Origin of the sequence: Brevibacterium atlanticum (genome assembly GCF_011617245.1) — a bacterium.
In the GTDB taxonomy this organism is placed as follows: domain Bacteria; phylum Actinomycetota; class Actinomycetes; order Actinomycetales; family Brevibacteriaceae; genus Brevibacterium; species Brevibacterium atlanticum.
Window position 1 is genome coordinate 1,829,668 of record NZ_CP050152.1, and the last position, 17,247, is coordinate 1,846,914.

The following is a 17,247-nucleotide window of genomic DNA, read 5'->3' on the forward strand; positions in this document are numbered from 1 at the left end:
CGCATGAGCGCTTGTCATGGGTGCGAACCGGTAGTCTTGCACTATGCCCGATTCTGTCCCATTGGCCGGTAATGATGCTGCGACGCTCGCACTTGTGGCGTTCGGCGAGCTGACCGGTTTCGAACGTATGGCCACCAACGCAACGACCGCAGCGGATCTCGATGACAAGGTCATCTTGGCGCGGCTGGCCTCTCAGTCATTCGCGAACTTCGAACAGCTCTCACAGCACATCGATCAGATGGGCCAGGATGTGATCGAGCTCTGTCAGCACTTCGAGCCGACATTCAGCACACTGGCTGAAAGGACTCGCCCTCGCGACTGGTACGAAAGCCTCATGAAGGGATTCGTCTTCGACGGAATCATGAATGATTTCTACCGCACTGCTGTGGACGAACTCGCGGAGCCCGGATACAGCCTGGCTATTGCAATTCTCGATGATACACGGGCCAGCGATTATGCGCGCAATCGTCTGACCTCCGAAGTGGCCCAGGACACGCAGCTGGCATCGCGTCTGGCGCTGTGGGGACGCAAGCTCGTCGCCGAGACCCTCGGCCGGGCCCGCAGCCTGCTCACCGATCCGTTCCTCGGCATCGACGAAGGCCTCGTCGTCGACCTCATCCCATCGGTGACGTCGAACCACTCGAAGCGGATGTCCGCCCTCGGACTCGTCGCCTGAGAATTTCGCTCTGCGGCTGGGCACATCACGACTGTGCGTCGAAAGTGCATGCCCACTGCATTTGTGTGACGCGTGCACTTCTGGCCTACAGGACCAGCGTCGACACGCGATGCCGACTCACATGTCGGCCCATTACCCGCGGATACGGCAGGGCCCCGGTCATGTGACCGGGGCCCTGCCGTATCGGTGCGGAGTTCGCGTCCCGTCGGAGGTCTGTACCGAGCGGGAGCGCGCAGGCGCAGCGCTCAGGCGCTGAAGCCGACCCGGCGAGCGGACTCTGCGCCGACCTCGATGTAGCCGAGCGAGCCGGCGGGGACGAAGATCTGGCGTCCCTTCGTGTCGGTGAAGGTCAGCAGCCCGTCGGACTGGATCTTCTCCTCGATGCGCGCGGCCAGGGCCTTCGCATCCTCGTCGGTTTCGAGGGTGATCTCACGCTGTGTCTGCTTGACGCCGATCTTGATTTCCATGGTGCTCCTTGTGCGGATCCTCGGGATGGTTGATGGGTTGGTCTGTCCTCAGCTTAACGTCAGTCGGAGGGCGTTTTCTTCCCGCCGGATTCCGCTCAGCGCTGAGCGAAGGACTGCAGTCCGCCCCAGCTCATCTGCGTGAGCAGGGCGACCGCGGAGTCGACGTCGACACCGCGTTGGGAATCGATCTGCCTGACGACGACCTCGGCGGTCCCGATCAGGGCCCGGCACAGCAGCCGGGCCTCATCATCGCCCAGCCTGGCGAAGTGCTGCAGCGCCGTGACCACGCGTGCCGCCGAGCGTTCGCGCAGGGCGCGCAGCTTCTCCTCGGCCTTCGGCTCGTAGACATCGGAGTTGAAGATGATGACGAACTCTTCGCGGTGCGAGACGACGAAGTCGAAATAGGCGCGATAGGTCGCACGTACCTGTTCCTGGGGATCCTTCGTCAGCTCCAGCGCCTCGGCGAGCCTGGAATCGAGGTGTGAGGCCGAGGCATCGATGAGCGCGAGGTAGAGATCCTGTTTGGAATCGAAGTGCTGGTAGAGCACAGGTTTGGACACACCAGCGGCTTCGGCGATCATGTCCATCGAGGTCGTGCGATATCCACGGGTAGCGAAGACGGAGCGGGCCACTCCCACCAGTTGGTCGCGGCGTTGGTCACGGGGCAATCTCTGTTGTGGACTCGACATTCTTCAATGTTACGCGACGTCACTGTCGGGTAACTGCATCCGCGTCTGTTCGGCGACGCGCCGGATCCGGCCGCGGGGGAGTCGTGTCAGCGCCTCGTGATGGAATACGGGTATGGATGAGATGCCCGAGGAGATGAGCACCGCCCTGCTGGGCGGACAGAACCTGAGCATCGTCGGCCGGCCGGGGACGGGAAAGACGACGCAGCTCGAATCCGTCTACGCACGGCTGGTGTCCCGGATCAGCCCCGCCTCGGTGCTCGTGCTCACCCCGGATCGCGACCATGCCGATGTGCTGCGCAATCGGCTGCCGGTGCCCGCCGACGCAGTGCTGTCGGCCGCTCCCGCCCGCAGCCTGTCCGCCTTCGCCTACGGAATCGCCCGCGCCGCACACACGACTCGGACGGGGGAGGACCTCGAGTTCATCTCCGGCGCCGATCAGGACGTGTTCCTAGCCGACCTGCTGGCCGGTCATGAGCTCGGCCATGGGCGAGCCCCCGCCTGGCCGACGGAGATCACCGCCGAGGTGCGGGCGACCTCGGCATTCCGCACCGAGGTCAGAGACGCCCTCAACCGGGTGATGGAGTTCGACTTCGGACTGCGAGTGCCCGAACCGTCGGTGTCCGGCCCCGACGCCGGCGAGCACGTCTTCGACTACGGTCGCAGCGCCCTGGAACGGGTGCTTGCGAACAATCCCGATCCCAGGTGGGCGGCCGTGGCCGAGGTCCTCGACGAATATCTGGGCATCATGTCCATGCCCGGCTACGGTGGGATCGATTCGGCCACCGTTCTGGCTCTGGCCGCGTTCGAGGTCTTCCGCGAACCCGCCGAGGTGACCGCGGGCAGGCCGTGGACGTTCGCCCCCGATCGGGTGCCCACCGTCGTGCTCGCCGATGGGGTGCAGGATTTCCCCGCCGCCGGCTGGGGGATCCTCGAGCAGCTGCGCAGGCGCGGCAGCGCCCTCGCACTGTTCGGCAGTCCCGAGACCGTGACCGGGCGCTTCCACGGTGCCGACGCCTCGATCATCGACCGCAGCACCGGCGACCCCCACTTCCGCACCATCGTCCTCGAGCGGCAATGGGATGTCGATGCCGAGCTGGCGACGGTCGTCGATGGGTTCGGCGCCCGGATCACCAGCCGCTGGTCGCTTCGACATATGCCCAGGCCCGGGACGAACACTCCCGGCGAGCCCGCGGACGAAGCCGCGGGTGGGATAGGAACCTCCGTGGCCGCAGGCCCGCACGACGTCGGAGATGCCGCGGACGCAACGCCGAACGCTCCCGACGCGGCTGTCCCAGCCAGCACCGTCCCGGCTGTTGACGCGTCCCTCCCCACAGCTGAGCGCGACGAAAGGGTGGAGACTCACGTCTTCGAAGGCAACGCCTCGGGGCATCGGTATCTGGCCCGCCGAATCACGAACTTCGTCGAGAACGGGCACTCCTGGTCCGATGTCGCGCTCATCTGCCGGAACTCCTCGACGGCCCGCACGATCGCGAACGAGCTGCGTGCCTCGGGGGTCTCCATTGCGACTCTCATGCAGCCGCTCAACGTGGACCCGGCGACCGCCCCGCTGCTGCAGCTGCTGTCGACGACCCCGGACTTCGACGACGACGAGTCCATCGCCGAACTCGCCCTGTCCCTGGCCGGCAGCATCTATGTCAGGCTCGATCCCGTGCAGATCCGTCGCTTCCGTCGCGCGGTGCGGCGACGATTCCCCGCCGCATCGAGCACGGCGTCACTCGCTCAGGCGCTGCGCCATCCCGTCGAGGAGGACTCGCCACAGGCACTCGTGACGATCTCACGCATGCTCCGCGCCGCAGCCGACGTCGGAGCGGTCGACCCGCATCAGGCGCTGTGGTCGATCTGGGAGGCCGCCGGAGTGGCGCAGAGATGGCAGTCCGAAGCGCTTCGGGACCCCGAATCGGTGACGGGAGGCTACCTCGACTCGGTGCTGCGGCTGTTCGCCCTGGCCGAGAAGATCGCCGACCGCGGCGGATTCACCGCCCGGTCATTCGCCGGAATCGTCGCCGAACAGGACATCGCCCAGGATTCGCTGGCCGATACCGCAGGGTTCGCCGACCACGTCCGGGTGGGCACACCGTCATCCCTGGCACATGTGCGCGTGCCGTTGGTCATCATCGCCGAGGTCAACGAGGGCGTGTGGCCGAATCCGAAGCTGCGCGGCGGCATCCTCGGCCTCACCGACCTCGTCGCAGTGCTGTCCTCCGGTGAGACGGTGACCGGGGACCCCGGCTATCACGGACATGCCAAGCGCACGAACCTGCGAGAGGAGGGAGAGCTCTTCTACACCGCTCTGAGCAGGGCACAGGAGAGGGTCATCGTCACCGCAGTGACCGATTCGGAGACCGAACCCTCCCCATTCTTCGACGTCATCGCGGCAGGAACGGCGAAAGGCACCGAGGCGGCCGACGGATACGCGATCACCCACGAGGACGAACTGCCCCCGCTGACACTGCCGGAGATGGCCGCACATGCCCGGGCCCACCTGCTCCATGCCGCCGACATCGACCCCGCCTCGACCGAGAATCCCGCCCCCGATGCCGAGACGCAGACATGGGCGCAGCTGATGCGTGCGCTCTCGACCGCGAGTCCGGCAGTCGAACCGCCGGGCCGGTGGCGCGAATCCGAAGACATCACTTCGACCGAGCCGCTCTTCTCCGACTCCGACACCGTGCGGGTCTCACCATCCCAGGTCGAATCCTTCACCGACTGTTCCCTGCGCTGGTTCCTCACCCGCAACGGCGGCGACCGACCCAGCTCGACGGCACAGAATCTCGGCACCATCATCCACGCCGCGGCGGAGAACTTCCCCTCCGGGCCGACCTCGGCGATCCGCAACTATGTCGAGACCGAATTCGCCTCACTCGAGTTCGACGCCGAATGGCAGCGCGAACGCGAACTCGAGGTGGCGATGAAGATGGCCGACCGCCTCGGCGAGTACATTGCCGATGCCCCGGGAGCGCTCGTGGGGGTGGAGGCTCAGGTCTACGCGGTGGGCGAGGATGCCGAAGGCCGACAGTGGAAGGTCACCGGCCGTCTCGACCGAGTCGAGGAGGTCGACGGCGGACTGCGCATCGTCGACTTCAAGACCGGCAAGAACGTCGTCGCCGGCAAAGAGATGGACCGCCACGCACAGCTCGGCGTCTACCAGGAGGCGATCAACTCCGGCACCATCACCATCGGCGAGGACCAGACCCTTGACGCGCGTGCCTACGGCGCCGAGCTCGTCTTCCTGCGCAACTCGTCCCGCACCGTCCGGCAGCAGCGGGCGTTGGAGATCGACGAGGACCCGGGCTGGGCCAGGGAACTCATCGACGACGTATCCGGTCGGATGCGCGCGGCGACCTTCCCCGCCCGGGTGGACCCGCAGAAGTGCCTGAGCTGCCAGGTGCGCTCATCGTGCCCGGCCATCGGCCCGAAGATGCTGGAGGAGAACTGATGCGCTTCAGCGCCGACGAACTCGCACGACTCACCGCCGCCGATCCCGCGCAGGCGTTCCCGCCCAGCCCCGAACAGCGAGTAATCATCGAGGCCGACCCCGGCCAGTCGATGAAGGTCACCGCCGGTGCCGGATCCGGCAAGACCACCGTCATCTCCCAGCGAGTGGTGTGGCTGGTCGCCAACGACTACGTCTCACCCGAAGAGATCCTCGGGCTGACCTTCACCCGCAAAGCCGTCGGAGAGCTCGGCGGACGCATCCGGGTGCTGCTGTCGCGACTGCGCCACAACCTCGGGCGGGGCAGAGACCTGTCCCTGCCGGGGCTGGAGAACCCGACGGTGTCGACGTACAACTCCTACGCCGCCTCGATCGTCAGCGAACACGGAGTGAGCATTGGAATCGAGCCCGAGACGGTGCTGCTCGACGAGGCGGCTGCGCACACCATCGCCGGGGGACTCATCGACGCTGCCGCCCCGGACGAGATCCCGGGCAACTACTCCCGCGAGACGATGATCGACGACGTCATCGCCCTGGCCGCGGCGATGAACGACCACGGTCGCGACGTCGACGAGGTGACCGCCTATCTCGACCAGTGCCTCGCCGCGCTCGTGTCGAGCAGGGGAAAGCCGGTTGATCCCAACGGTCGCCGGGCGAAGCTCGAAGCGAAGATCAGGACCGCGCGTCTCGCCGATGCCTATATGCGAGCGAAGAGACGCAACCTTGCGATGGACTTCTCCGACCAGGTGCGCTTCGCCCAGCGCATCGTCGACGAAGTGCCGGCCGCCGCCGCAGCCGAGCGCGCCCGCTGGAAGATCGTGCTGCTCGATGAATTCCAAGACACCTCGGTCGCCCAACTCGGGCTGCTGCGCGACCTCTTCGGCTCCACCGCCGTCACTGCCGTCGGAGACCCACGGCAGGCCATCTACGGGTGGCGCGGGGCCAGTGCGGACAACATGATCCGGTTCTCCTCCGACTTCGCCGACGTCGAATCACTGACCCTGAGCACCAGCTGGCGCAATGACCGAACGATCCTGCAGGCGGCCAATCGCATCGCCGAGGGACTCACCGACAGCAGCGAGACTCCGCTGTCGGCCCGGGACGGAGCCGGCGAAGGCGAGGTGGGCATCGAGGTCAGCTCGGGTGCCCACGACCCGGACTACCTGACCAACGGCAAGCGCGCTCTCGCCGACTGGTTCCGCACCGTCCCCGAGGCGGCCACGAAAGCTGTGCTGTGTCGCAAACGCGCCCACTTCGCCCCGATCGCCGCGGCCCTTGAAGCCGCCGGCTTCGCCGTTCATGTGCACGGCTCCTCCGGTCTGCTCAGCGACCCGTTCGTCGCCGACCTGCGCGCCGTGCTCACCGCCGCGGTCGACCCGATGGCCGGGGACGAGATCATGCGACTCATCAGCGGCCGCATGCTCGGACTCGGGGCAGGCGACATCGCCGCGCTGCAGGCGTTCACCCGCGCTCAGACCGACCGCCGTCAGGCGGAACGTGCCCGAGACGGACTCGAGTCCGACGAGACCATCGTCGAAGCCATCGACCAGGCGACGATCATCGAAGGCATCGATGAGCTCATCGACGTCGAACGTGCCCTCGACCAGGGGGTCCGTTCGACCGGAGAGAAGACCGCGGTCGCCGACTGTCGGGACGCCGGACTGAGCCGGGAGGCACTCGGCCGTCTGGTCAGACTGGCGAAGGCGCTGCGCACCGTGCGCTCGGGCACCGGCACCGTCACCTCCGTCATCCGCACGGCCATGGCCGAGACCGGAATCGATTCGGACATCTGGGGCCTGAGCGACTCACTGCGCAACCTGCACCGTTCCGCCGTCGACGCGTTCCTGTCCGCTGCCAGCCAGTATTCTGCGGGTGACGAACTGCCCTCGATCGCAGGCTTCCTGACCTGGCTGAGTCTCATGGAGACACACGATGCGCTGAGCACCGCAGAACCGACGACGGCCGCCGATGCGATCAACATCATGACCGTCCACGCTTCGAAGGGACTGGAATTCGACGCGGTCGCGGTGCCGTCCCTCGTGGTCAAGGACTTCCCGACCGAACCGCGTGACAAGGAAGGGTGGATGGACCGCACAGCCCTGCCGTATCCGCTGCGCGGGGATCGCGCCCACCTCGTCGACTTCGATCTGCGCAACGCCGAATTCGACACGAAGAAGGCCCTCGACGAATGGATCAACGACTTCATCAAGCCGCAGATCGCCGACGCCCACGAAGCCGAGGAGCGACGCTTGGCCTATGTCGCCTTCACCCGCGCCAGACGCCACCTGTGGCTCGGTGCCGAGCTGATGGGAGCACGCGCCGTTCCCGACCAACCCTCACCGTTCCTCACCGAGGCGGCCCAAGCCCTGGGCATCGACGTCGAGATTCCCGAACCGGCGGACGAATCCGCCGAGGACAGGATCGAGACGACGCCGTGGCCGGTGCCGCGCACCCGCCAGGTCGCAGCCGCCGAACGCGCCGCGGCCTGGGTCGAGACGACCCCGGTCCGAGAGCTTCACGACCTGGCCCACGAGCCCGGTCCCGTCGGACGGTATGCGGAACAGGCGCTGCGCATCGGCGACCGGCCGGAGCCGGCCTCGGCGTCCGGCATGCCCGACCGCCTGTCGGCGACCGCGCTGGTCGCGTGGCGGCGGGACCCACAGGAATTCCGCACGCAGACGCTGCGACCGATTCCGACCCCTCCGAGCCGAGCAGCCGAGATCGGCACCGGTTTCCACGCGTGGGTCGAACAGCACTTCGGACAGTCGAGCATCGACATCGGCGACGACGAGATCATCCGACGCAGCGACGCCGCCACGATCGAGCGGCTGCAGGAGACGTTCCTGGCCTCTGAGTTCGCCACCCGACGGGCAGACCATGTGGAGATGTCCTTCGAACTCGTCCTCGGCCGCTTCCGGGTCCCCGGCAAGATCGACGCCGTTTTCATCACCGAGGGACATGCGGAGGTCGTTGACTGGAAGACGTCGAAGAAGCCGGCTGCCGATGTCCTCGAGGTGATGAAGTGGCAGCTGGCTCTCTACCGGTTCGCGATCCTCAGAGCTCATCCGGAGATCACCGAGGTGACCGGCACGTTCTACTTCGTCGGCAGCGACGAGATCGTGCGCTTCACCGAACTGCCTGATGAGGACGACATCATCCGATGGTTGGAGGCCAACGACATGGCCTGACGATCCGTGGGCACGTTCGCAGGTCAGAGATCGCGGGTCAGCGGTGCGCGGCCGCCGGCAAACGGGTCAGTCGTGGTCGGGCCGAGCGATTCGCCCGGTGTCCTCGCGCTCCCGTGGGCTCGTGGCCTCGTGCTCACGTGCGGTCGGCTCCGTGGGTGATCCGGGTTCATCATCGGACGATGATTCGGTATCCGCTCCGGTGTCATCCGAGGACGGCCCGGTATCCGAACCGGTGTCGTCGGAGTCCGGCGAGCCATCCGAGGACCTGGTCGGGTGAGCCTGCGGGATGTAGACGTCGCCGCGTTCCTTCTCGGTGATCGCGGCTTCGACATCGGTCGTGTCCTCGTCGGCGGCTGCCGCGCCGCGTCGGGGCGCTGTCGGGGCGGCAACGTCCTCGGCCGTGTCCGTCGAGACGGGAGCGGACGCCTCGGCGGTCGTGGCCTGCGCAGCGGAGTCCGGAGACTTCGAAGCTCTGATGCCGGAATCCGCCGTGTCCACGCCGGCGGCACCGGAGAAGAGGACGTTGCTGAAGGAGGTCAGGAGATCGGCGGCGTCCTCCACCGCGGTCTCGTCGCCGGAATCGACGGCTTCGAGCAGCCAGTCGAGGACCGCGAACTCGGCGAGCAGTTCGGCACGATCGATCACGTGTTCATCGGCACGGGGGCGGGAGTTGCGGTACTCCTCGAAGAATGTCGGCAGGGCGGCGGGATCGATGAGCGCCGAGGCGGCTGCCAGATCGATCGCAGGATCAGCGACCCGCAGTCGGCCGATCTCAGAGAGTGCGAGGACCCGCTCCTGGTCGGTGTAGACGCTGGTCTCGTCGATCGAGCCGTGGATCGGAGTGGCGAGGAAATGCCAGAGCGCGACCTTCTCGAACTCCTCCTCCCAGTGCTGCAGCAGCGCCGAGGGAACTCGCCCAGTGCTCGCGGCCTGGTCGAGGCGTTCGAGGATGAGGAACTGCGCACGAGCCGGGTCCTCGACCGGGAAGCTCGCTTCGGAGACCGTTTCCGGAGCAGCCGAGTGCAGGGTCGCCAGGGCCTGCGCCAAAGAACTGGCACGGGCCGTGTCGGCGATGGGCACATCGCCCAACGGGGCGCCCGGCAGCGGATCGGACAGGGTCACAGTCGTCGGCGTCTCAGTCTCGAAGTACTCGGCCTCGACCTCGGTGATGGCTCGCAGATGCGGCCAGGCGAAGTCGGCGTGCGGATACATGGCATCGTAGAGGCGGCCGGCCTCGGCGGCGGATCCGATGTCAGCAGTGCGATCGAGCTGTGTCTGAGCCGTCGCCACGAGCTGCTGTCGGTCATCGCTGAGCAGAACTCTGACACCCTCGCCCAAGGGCGGCAGAGGAGTCCATTTCGTCGGGGCGAAGCCGTCGAGCATCGTCGCCGCGATCGCAGTCAACTTGAGCGCCTTGATATCCACCTTCCCCAATCTACCGCCTGCGTCCCGCTGAGACACGGGACTCGCCGCCGAGCGTGTCAGCGGCTCTCCCGGCGCCGGTTCGTCCCGTCGTGGGACCGGCGTTGATCCGTGCCCTCAGCCGAGTCGATCGTGCCTGCAGGCACGTCAGGGGCCTGAGTTATCGTGGAGGGCATGAAGCCAATGCCCCCGGTCCAGCCGATCAGCCTCGCCCGTCACGGAATCGATCGCGATCATCTCACGAGAGGCCAGGACGGGGACCTGTCCGAGATCTGGGCGGCCGGTGCCGTGCCCGTGTTCGAGCATCGGGGGAACCTGCTCGTGGCCTCCGGTGGACTCTTCCTCGGCGATCACGCACTCGTTCCCACGGCGCAGACGGAGGTCTATCTCGGTCTCGACCCGCAGGGCACCCGCTACATCGGCATCTCGCTCGACGACGAGGGTCGCGGCGTCCTCGATGCGGCGCTGGAGGCCTCTCGTGCTCGTGACGCCAGTGATCTGCTGACCGCGCCCGGTGACGGCGTCGACAGCTCCGAACCCGTCTGGCTGCCGCTGCGGCACCTGGCGGAGTCCCTCGACGACGTGCAGGTGTCCTTGGCGTGTGAGATCGTCGGCGTCGGCAACTGGCACCGCGCCCACCGCTACTCCCCGCGCACGGGGTCACCGACCGTTCCCGTCCTCGGCGGATGGGTCCGCCGTGATCCCGAGACCGGCAGCGAACACTTCCCCCGCACCGACCCCGCGGTGATCGTCGTCATCGTCAACACCGACGACGACGGGATCGAACGGGTGCTGTTGGGCAACAACGCCGCGTGGGAGGCCGACCGCTACTCGCTTCTCGCCGGCTTCGTCGAACCCGGCGAGACCCTCGAACACGCGGTGATCAGGGAGATCTGGGAGGAAGCCCACCTCGAGGTCACCGATCCCCGGTACCTCGGTTCGCAGCCGTGGCCTTTCCCGTGCTCGCTCATGCTCGGGTTCTCCGCCGAGGCACTCAGCCGTGACTTCGCTGCCGACGAAGCGGAGATCGCCTCGCTGCGGTGGTTCACCCGGGATGAGCTGCGCACGGCCATCGCCGAGGAGACGGTCAGATCGCCGTCGACTGTGTCCATCGCCGGTCAGCTCCTGTACAGCTGGTTGGACAACGAGTGAGAGCTGCGGCTACGGCCCTTCTCGAGGCCCTGGATGAGGAGCAGAGGGAGGTCGCCACCCATTTCGACTCCCCGGTGATCGTCCTCGCCGGTGCCGGAACGGGCAAGACCCGCGCCATGACTCACAGGATCGCCTACGGAATCGCCACCGACGTGTTCCCTCCCAACCACGTCCTGGCGCTGACTTTCACTGCGAAGGCGGCGGGGGAGATGCGCTCACGGCTGCGCGGGCTCGGGGTGCCGGCAGTCCAGGCCCGCACCTTCCACTCTGCTGCCCTGCGCCAGCTGCGCTTCTTCTGGGACCGCTTCGCCGAAGGCGAGTTCCCTCGCATCATCGAGAACAAGGCAGGCATCATCGGATCGGTGATGCAGAGCCTGGGCATGGAGACCAGTCGGGAGCTCACCCGTGACGTCGCCTCGGAGATCGAATTCGCTGCGGCCTCGCTGCTGGGCGTCGACGACTATGCGACCAAGGCGGCCGCACGGGACCTGCCGGGACAGTTGGGTGTCGAAGATATGGTTCGCATCATCGACGCCTATGGCGAGGCCAAGACCCGCGGGAGGCTGCTCGACTTCGATGATGTGCTTCTTGTTCTCTCCGGGGTCCTCGCGGAGTACCCGGCGATCGCTGCGGAGATCCGGGACCAGTACCGGCACTTCGTCGTCGATGAGTTCCAGGACGTCTCGCCGCTGCAGTTCGATGTGCTCTCCCGCTGGTTGGGTCCGCGCGACAACCTCTGCGTGGTCGGGGACCCCGCGCAGACGATCTATTCCTTCGCCGGAGCCGATGCGAGCCTGCTCGGCTCCCTCAACGCGGCGATGCCGGGCGCCAGGACCATCCGCCTCGTCCGCAACTACCGCTCCTCCCAGTCGATCGTGTCCACCGCCAACAGTCTGCTCAGACACACCTCGAAGACCGCGCTGACGCTGCGGACCGAGAACGCCGAAGGTCGGCCGCCGAGCATGACCGAATACCCCACCGATGAGGCCGAGGCGACGGGAGTGGTCCAGGCGATCTCGGCCGAGATCCACGCGGGTCGTCGTCCGCGCAACATCGCCGTGCTCTTTCGCACGAATGGTCAGAGTCCCGCCTATGAGCAGGCACTGACCGCCGCCGGCATTCCCTACGTGCTGCGCGGTGGGGAACGCTTCTTCGCTCGTAAGGAGGTCAAGGAAGCCGTCCTCATGCTCAAGGCTTCCCGCGTCACCTCGAATGGTCGCCCGCTGCCCGACGCCGTCATCGAAGTGTTGGGCTCCCTCGGCTTCACCACGGAACCGCCGGGCCCCGGAGCGAGCCGACAGAAGTGGGAGTCGCTCAAGGCCCTCGTGGATCTCGCAGAGGAGCACCAGGCGGGGCAGGGCCTCCCCGTGCCGATGGAGGCCTTCCTCGACGACCTGGCCGATCGTGCCGAACACCAGTTCGCCCCCGACATCGAAGGCGTCACCCTGGCTTCGTTCCACGCGGCCAAGGGCCTGGAGTGGGACAGCGTCCATCTCGTCGGCCTGAGTGAGGGACTGCTGCCGATCAGCTATGCGCAGACCCCTCGGGCCGTTGCCGAGGAGCGACGCCTGTTCTACGTGGCGCTGACCCGTGCGGGCAGGGAACTGCGGATGAGCTGGTCGCTTGCCCGCTTCGATTCGGAGCAGAAGCCCCGCAGATCCTCGCGTTTCCTCTCCGAGCTGGGGCAGGTCGGTCAGTCGATGGGCAGAGCGCAGGCGACTGCGACCACGGCAGGGCTCAACCGCTGCCGTCGCTGCGGCGGTGCACTCGTCTCCCAGATCGATCGAGCGCTCGGACGCTGCTCCCGCTGCCCCGCCGAGGTCGATCTCGAGTTGCTCGACCGACTGCGCCGGTGGCGGACTCGAGTCGGGATGGAGCAGGGTCTGCCTCCCTATCTCGTGCTCACCGACACGTCTCTGTCGGTCATCGCAGAGAATCGTCCTCGCGACCTCGACGGACTCTCCCGGGTTCCGGGAATCGGAGCGACGAAGCTCGAACTCTACGGGGCGAGCCTATTGGGCCTGCTCGCCGACTGAACCGAAATCGGGCACCGGTGCGCGGCAGTGGCACTGCTCGTGATACGACAGCTCCATTTCGCTGACCGACCCCGCATCGAGGGTGATGACCCTTCGGGCAGGAGAAGGATCATGCGCAAGCAGCGCGTTGCGCAGAAGCTGAACGGCATGGGCAGCACCGAGCACGCGAGCTACCGGGTCGGCCAGGCTTTCTCGTTCGGGCAGAGCGCAGAGGCGCGGATACTGTTCGAACCATCCGGAATCGACGTCCCTGCGATGCAGGCAGGAACAGACGGCACACGGGGTGCGTCCCGGACGGATGAGGCCGGTGACCTCCACCGCGTGTTCACCGAGCACGACCTGACAGTGGTCGACCTCTCGATCATTGAGCCACATCGCCGAATTCAGGTCGGCAACCAGATATGAGGTCGTGATCACCAGCGGAGCAGACATGAGATCGAGGTCTTCGACCCGCCGGGCCGAGGAGACGGCGAATCCCGCGGACCCGAGGTGTCCCTCGAGGATGGAACGCAGGGGACCGGTGACGAGGACGGGACGGGCACCCAGAGCTCGGGAGACGCGATGAGGAGGCAGACCGTAGGTGCGGGCAGCGGCGAAGACAGGGGAGCCCCTCGGGACCTCCTCGGCGTCCGATCCGTCGGGAATGAGTACGCCGGCCTCGCCCAAGAGGGTGATGAGCGAACTCGCGCGGCTGAGGTCGGCTCCGAGTTCCTGCGCCCGAGCATAGAACTGCGATGAGCCGATGCCGAGGCGGAGGTCTTCGATGAGGCTGACGTCAGCGGGCAGCAAGCCGTCGATGAGGACCGGATCATCGGCCCCGAACTGAATGCACGAGGACGAGCGCCACGTAATGGGAACGCTGGGAAAGATTCTGAACATCGTGGACCCTTCGCCTCGACTCCGCTGCAGACTTCTACGGTAGTCAGTGGAGGAGGGGATCGCCAGAGGGTGCCGCGATCTGTGGAAAACTCTGTGGACAACGACCGAGGGGAGGCCGGAAAACGTGTTCCGGCCTCCCCTCGACCGCTTTGTGCCCCAGGCGCTCGCGAAGACTCGTGCGGCTTCCCCTTCCGCACGCATCTCCGGGTTTTCCGGGGTCAAACATAGAACCTATTCCGCATTCGCCCCCGCGTCAATGCGTCGTCATGCACAGACACGTCAACACCGTGTGGATAACGTGTGGAAATCGCCGCACAGGCTGTGGAGGAAAGGTGCCTTGAGGGAGCTGGAGGGTGTTGATAAGCACCTGTTCCGAAGAGCTCAAGCCCGGGTGGGTGGGTTCGTCGAACGCAGAAGCGGCTGTGGACGGGCCGATGAGGGAAAGAATCTTCACGATACTCAGGAAACTCACAAGGAGTATCGGAGTCGGTCGCCCGGTGACGCGATGTCAGAACCGTTCCCTATCATTGACCCGTGGCCAATCGACAGAGCTGGAGTGAAGAAGAGGTGCTGCGGGCCATCGCCCGTGGAGAGATCGAGGTCCGACGGTCGACTCGACGGAAGAAGACCGTCGCCGTGTCGAAGGAGATCGACACCTTCGTGCTGCGGGCGCCGGCCCGCTACAGCGTGGAGAGCAACATCCGGTCGCTCACGGCACTGTTCAACCGGCTGGCGGCCCGCGACCATTCCTCCGCCGCCGACCTCGTCGAGCTCGCGGAGGAGATGAACCGACGCTATTTCGCAGGACGACTGAGTCCGACCTCGATCAGGTGGGTGACGAATCAGAACATCAGCCGCTGGGCGTCGACGACGACATCGACCGGAGACATCCGGATCTCCCATCGCCTCCAGTCCGTGCCGCGGTGGGTGCTCGAGACAGTAGTCGTCCACGAGCTCGTCCACCTGCAGATCGGTCCGCATTCGAAGGAATTCCACGATCTGGCGAACAGGCACCCCCGGCAGGCCGACGCGCAGCTGTACCTCGCTGGGTTCAACGACGGAGAGCGTTTCCGCCGAGGAAGCTGAGACCGATCAGCGAGGCGGCCGAACACCCATCGCAGAGGCTGGGGCGCCTCGAAAGAGGCTGAGACGTATCGAAGGAGCCGCCGGGGCCTCTCAGGTCTGGTTGGCGACGGCGGCCGCAGCGGCGTGATAGAGGTCAGGCAATCGAGCCGGGAGATCCGGCATGAGGTCGTTCGGCAGCTCATCGAGCCGGAACCAGGCGACGTCGAGCGACTCGGCCGACACGTTCGGTGATTCGGATACGGAGGCTGCGGCGGCGAAGACGACATCGAAGTGTCGTGAGCAGGAGCCGAAAGCGGTTGAGAGGTCGTGTACGTGCAGATCGATGGGGGTGGGGGAGACCCAGGAGAAGCCGGTCAGCCCGCTCTCCTCCTCGGCCTCCCTCCGGGCGGCAGCACGCAGTGAGTCGTCGACCGGTTCGAGGTGCCCGCCGAACTGACCCCACAGCCGCGCCTTGCCGTGATGATTGAGCAGCACCGAATCCGCGTCGGGATCGAAGACGAGGCAGCTGGCCGTCACGTGCCGGCCGCCGCCGTTACGATGCAGTGCGTCCTCGCCGTGTTGGTCGAAGAGTTCGCCGAAGTCCGCCGTGAACTCACCGGCGGGTGCGAGGCCGACCTCGCGGCGGGCAGTGGCGAGATCGATCATTCAGCGATCATCGGTGTCGTCGGAGGCGTCTGTGTCCTCTGCGGCACCGGTGTCATCGGAGTCATCGTCCGTGGTCTCGGACGACGTATCCTCGGACGAAGAATCCTCGGCCGCAGCATCGCCGGCTCCGTCGAGACCTTCGGCGAGGATGCGGCTGAGCGCTTCGTCGATGCTCGACTCGTTCGTCCATTCGGCGTGGCGTCGCTCCGAATACCCGAGCGGGTCGTCGAGGTCCTGAGTCGTCGGCAGCAGGTCGGGGTGCGAGAACACCTTGTCTCTGGCCTCGGGCCCGCCTTGTGACTCGAGATAGGCGAAGAGGGCAGCGGCATCACGGAGCCTGCGCGGATTGAGCTCCAGACCGACGAGCGCGGAGAAGGTCTTCTCCGCCGGTCCCGCCGTCGCCCGACGGCGGCGCAGCGCCTCTCGGATCTGGTCGCGGCCGGGCAGGTGCCTGCAGGCCTCATAGACGACGACATCGACCCATCCGGCGATGACGGCCAGCAGGTTCTCCAGAGAGGTCAGTGCCTTCTTCTGGTCGTCGGTGGTCGGCGGGTTGAACAGGCCCTGACGGATGTTGTCGCTGAGTTCGGAGATGTTCGACGGGTCGATGTTCGAGGCCATGTCCTCGATCTGCGAGGTGTCGACCTTGAGCCCTTGTGCGTACCGGGTCAGTGCGGTCTCGACCTGGGCGCTCAGCCACGGCGCCCGTTCGAACAGGGCCGAGTGTGCGAGCTCCTGCGCGGCGAGATAGATGCGGACCTCCGAGACGTCGACATCGATCTCGGCAGCGAAGGCCTCGACATTGGTCTCGACGAGCACGGCAGCGTCATGCGGAAGCAGAGGCAGTCCAACCTCGGTGCCGGTGAGGACGCTCTCCGACAGCGCCCCGACGGCTTGACCGATCTGCATGGCGAACATCGAATCGCTCATCGAGCCGAACATCGACGAGGCCCCAGCGAGGATGCCCTTCATCTCGGCGGGAACCTGAGACTCGAGGGTCTCGGTCAGGGCCGTGGACATGTTCTCCTTGATGGGGAGCACGAACTTCTGCCAACCGGGCATCGTCTCCTTCACCCAGTCGGCTCGACGCAGCGGGCGGGCGGAGCGGTTGGCCACGGAGAACTCCGTTGCCTCGGCCAGCCACAGCTCGGCCAGTCGGAAGGCGTCGACGGTGGCGCGCTCGGCCTCATCCGTCACCGCGGGGTCGGGGGTAGGGACGGCCTTCTGGGCGATCGAGACGGCCTGGGCCTGAGGGTCTGCGCCCTGTCCGAACAGTCCCTGCATCTGGTTCATGATCGTGGCCATCATGGCCGGGTCGATCTGGAAGCCCTGCGGCATCCCGGACTCGTTCTTGTCATCGCCCTGACCGCTGCCGGGGCCATTGGCACCGAAGAGCATGCCGAAGATCTGCTCGAACGGATTCTGCTCATTGTTGTTGTCGTCGGTCATTGTTCTCCAGCCCCCATGAATCGGTTTGACACCCACGTTAACGGTTCCGAATGTGCGAAGCTTCCCAATTCGGCGAGGTTTCGCAGGATGTTCGCACCCGGCGA

12 protein-coding genes are annotated in these 17,247 nt (G+C 66.4%); 6 read left to right on the forward strand and 6 right to left on the reverse strand.

The features are described from left to right. Positions 1 to 43 precede the first annotated feature (43 nt). On the forward strand, positions 44 to 676 hold the full coding sequence (locus GUY23_RS08125) for a ferritin-like fold-containing protein (RefSeq protein WP_166971318.1): 633 nt from the start codon (positions 44 to 46) through the stop codon (positions 674 to 676). Between the two features lie 245 nt (positions 677 to 921). Here GUY23_RS08125 and GUY23_RS08130 read toward each other — a convergent pair whose 3' ends face one another. Together GUY23_RS08130 and GUY23_RS08135 are read right to left on the reverse strand one after the other, a co-directional pair. Then, on the reverse strand, positions 922 to 1,143 hold the full coding sequence (locus GUY23_RS08130; RefSeq protein ID WP_166971320.1) for a DUF3107 domain-containing protein: 222 nt from the start codon (positions 1,141 to 1,143) through the stop codon (positions 922 to 924). 95 nt (positions 1,144 to 1,238) lie between these two features. Further along, positions 1,239 to 1,832: a TetR/AcrR family transcriptional regulator gene (locus GUY23_RS08135; protein ID WP_228282802.1), complete on the reverse strand. Its 594-nt coding sequence runs from the start codon at positions 1,830 to 1,832 to the stop codon at positions 1,239 to 1,241. 112 nt (positions 1,833 to 1,944) lie between these two features. Between GUY23_RS08135 and GUY23_RS08140 the strand changes: the two genes are divergently transcribed. Further along, on the forward strand, positions 1,945 to 5,289 hold the full coding sequence (locus GUY23_RS08140) for a PD-(D/E)XK nuclease family protein (protein ID WP_166971322.1): 3,345 nt from the start codon (positions 1,945 to 1,947) through the stop codon (positions 5,287 to 5,289). Further along, positions 5,289 to 8,474, forward strand: a complete 3,186-nt coding sequence (locus GUY23_RS08145; RefSeq protein ID WP_166971324.1) for an ATP-dependent helicase — start codon at positions 5,289 to 5,291, stop codon at positions 8,472 to 8,474. Before GUY23_RS08140 ends, GUY23_RS08145 begins: the two co-directional genes overlap by 1 nt. A gap of 66 nt (positions 8,475 to 8,540) precedes the next feature. On the opposite strand, the gene GUY23_RS08150 is transcribed toward GUY23_RS08145, so the two are convergent. Next, positions 8,541 to 9,899, reverse strand: a complete 1,359-nt coding sequence (locus GUY23_RS08150) for an aminoglycoside phosphotransferase (RefSeq protein WP_208085519.1) — start codon at positions 9,897 to 9,899, stop codon at positions 8,541 to 8,543. A 171-nt stretch (positions 9,900 to 10,070) separates the two neighbouring features. Here GUY23_RS08150 and nudC point away from each other — a divergent pair, with 171 nt between their 5' ends. Together nudC and GUY23_RS08160 are read left to right on the forward strand one after the other, a co-directional pair. Further along, positions 10,071 to 11,048 carry an NAD(+) diphosphatase gene (nudC, locus tag GUY23_RS08155; RefSeq protein WP_166971326.1) on the forward strand — a complete coding sequence of 326 codons (978 nt, stop codon included), beginning with the start codon at positions 10,071 to 10,073 and terminating at the stop codon, positions 11,046 to 11,048. Then, positions 11,045 to 13,084, forward strand: a complete 2,040-nt coding sequence (locus tag GUY23_RS08160; protein WP_166971328.1) for an ATP-dependent DNA helicase UvrD2 — start codon at positions 11,045 to 11,047, stop codon at positions 13,082 to 13,084. Before nudC ends, GUY23_RS08160 begins: the two co-directional genes overlap by 4 nt. Here GUY23_RS08160 and GUY23_RS08165 read toward each other — a convergent pair. Beyond that, positions 13,061 to 13,963 (reverse strand): hypothetical protein, encoded by a 903-nt coding sequence (locus GUY23_RS08165; RefSeq protein WP_166971330.1) that lies wholly within the window; start codon positions 13,961 to 13,963, stop codon positions 13,061 to 13,063. The genes GUY23_RS08160 and GUY23_RS08165 overlap by 24 nt on opposite strands. A 534-nt stretch (positions 13,964 to 14,497) precedes the next feature. On the opposite strand from GUY23_RS08165, the gene GUY23_RS08170 reads away from it, so the two are divergent. Beyond that, on the forward strand, positions 14,498 to 15,049 hold the full coding sequence (locus GUY23_RS08170) for a M48 metallopeptidase family protein (protein ID WP_228282803.1): 552 nt from the start codon (positions 14,498 to 14,500) through the stop codon (positions 15,047 to 15,049). A 90-nt stretch (positions 15,050 to 15,139) separates the two neighbouring features. Here the strand turns inward: GUY23_RS08170 and GUY23_RS08175 are convergent, their stop codons facing one another. Next, positions 15,140 to 15,694, reverse strand: a complete 555-nt coding sequence (locus GUY23_RS08175) for an NUDIX hydrolase (protein ID WP_166971332.1) — start codon at positions 15,692 to 15,694, stop codon at positions 15,140 to 15,142. Continuing rightward, a complete protein-coding gene (locus GUY23_RS08180; RefSeq protein ID WP_166971334.1) occupies positions 15,695 to 17,143 on the reverse strand; it encodes a zinc-dependent metalloprotease in 1,449 nt (482 codons plus the stop codon). Between the last annotated feature and the right edge of the window lie 104 nt (positions 17,144 to 17,247).

What these genes read in the sequence shown, in the direction of transcription:
- GUY23_RS08140 (WP_166971322.1), top strand. Translation starts at nt 1,945, where the DNA reads ATGGATGAGATGCCCGAGGAGATGAGCACCGCCCTGCTGGGCGGACAG.
- GUY23_RS08145 (WP_166971324.1), top strand. Translation starts at nt 5,289, where the DNA reads ATGCGCTTCAGCGCCGACGAACTCGCACGACTCACCGCCGCCGATCCC.
- GUY23_RS08180 (WP_166971334.1), bottom strand. Translation starts at nt 17,143, where the DNA reads ATGACCGACGACAACAACAATGAGCAGAATCCGTTCGAGCAGATCTTC.
- GUY23_RS08165 (WP_166971330.1), bottom strand. Translation starts at nt 13,963, where the DNA reads ATGTTCAGAATCTTTCCCAGCGTTCCCATTACGTGGCGCTCGTCCTCG.
- nudC (WP_166971326.1), top strand. Translation starts at nt 10,071, where the DNA reads ATGAAGCCAATGCCCCCGGTCCAGCCGATCAGCCTCGCCCGTCACGGA.
- GUY23_RS08135 (WP_228282802.1), bottom strand. Translation starts at nt 1,832, where the DNA reads ATGTCGAGTCCACAACAGAGATTGCCCCGTGACCAACGCCGCGACCAA.
- GUY23_RS08125 (WP_166971318.1), top strand. Translation starts at nt 44, where the DNA reads ATGCCCGATTCTGTCCCATTGGCCGGTAATGATGCTGCGACGCTCGCA.
- GUY23_RS08130 (WP_166971320.1), bottom strand. Translation starts at nt 1,143, where the DNA reads ATGGAAATCAAGATCGGCGTCAAGCAGACACAGCGTGAGATCACCCTC.
- GUY23_RS08175 (WP_166971332.1), bottom strand. Translation starts at nt 15,694, where the DNA reads ATGATCGATCTCGCCACTGCCCGCCGCGAGGTCGGCCTCGCACCCGCC.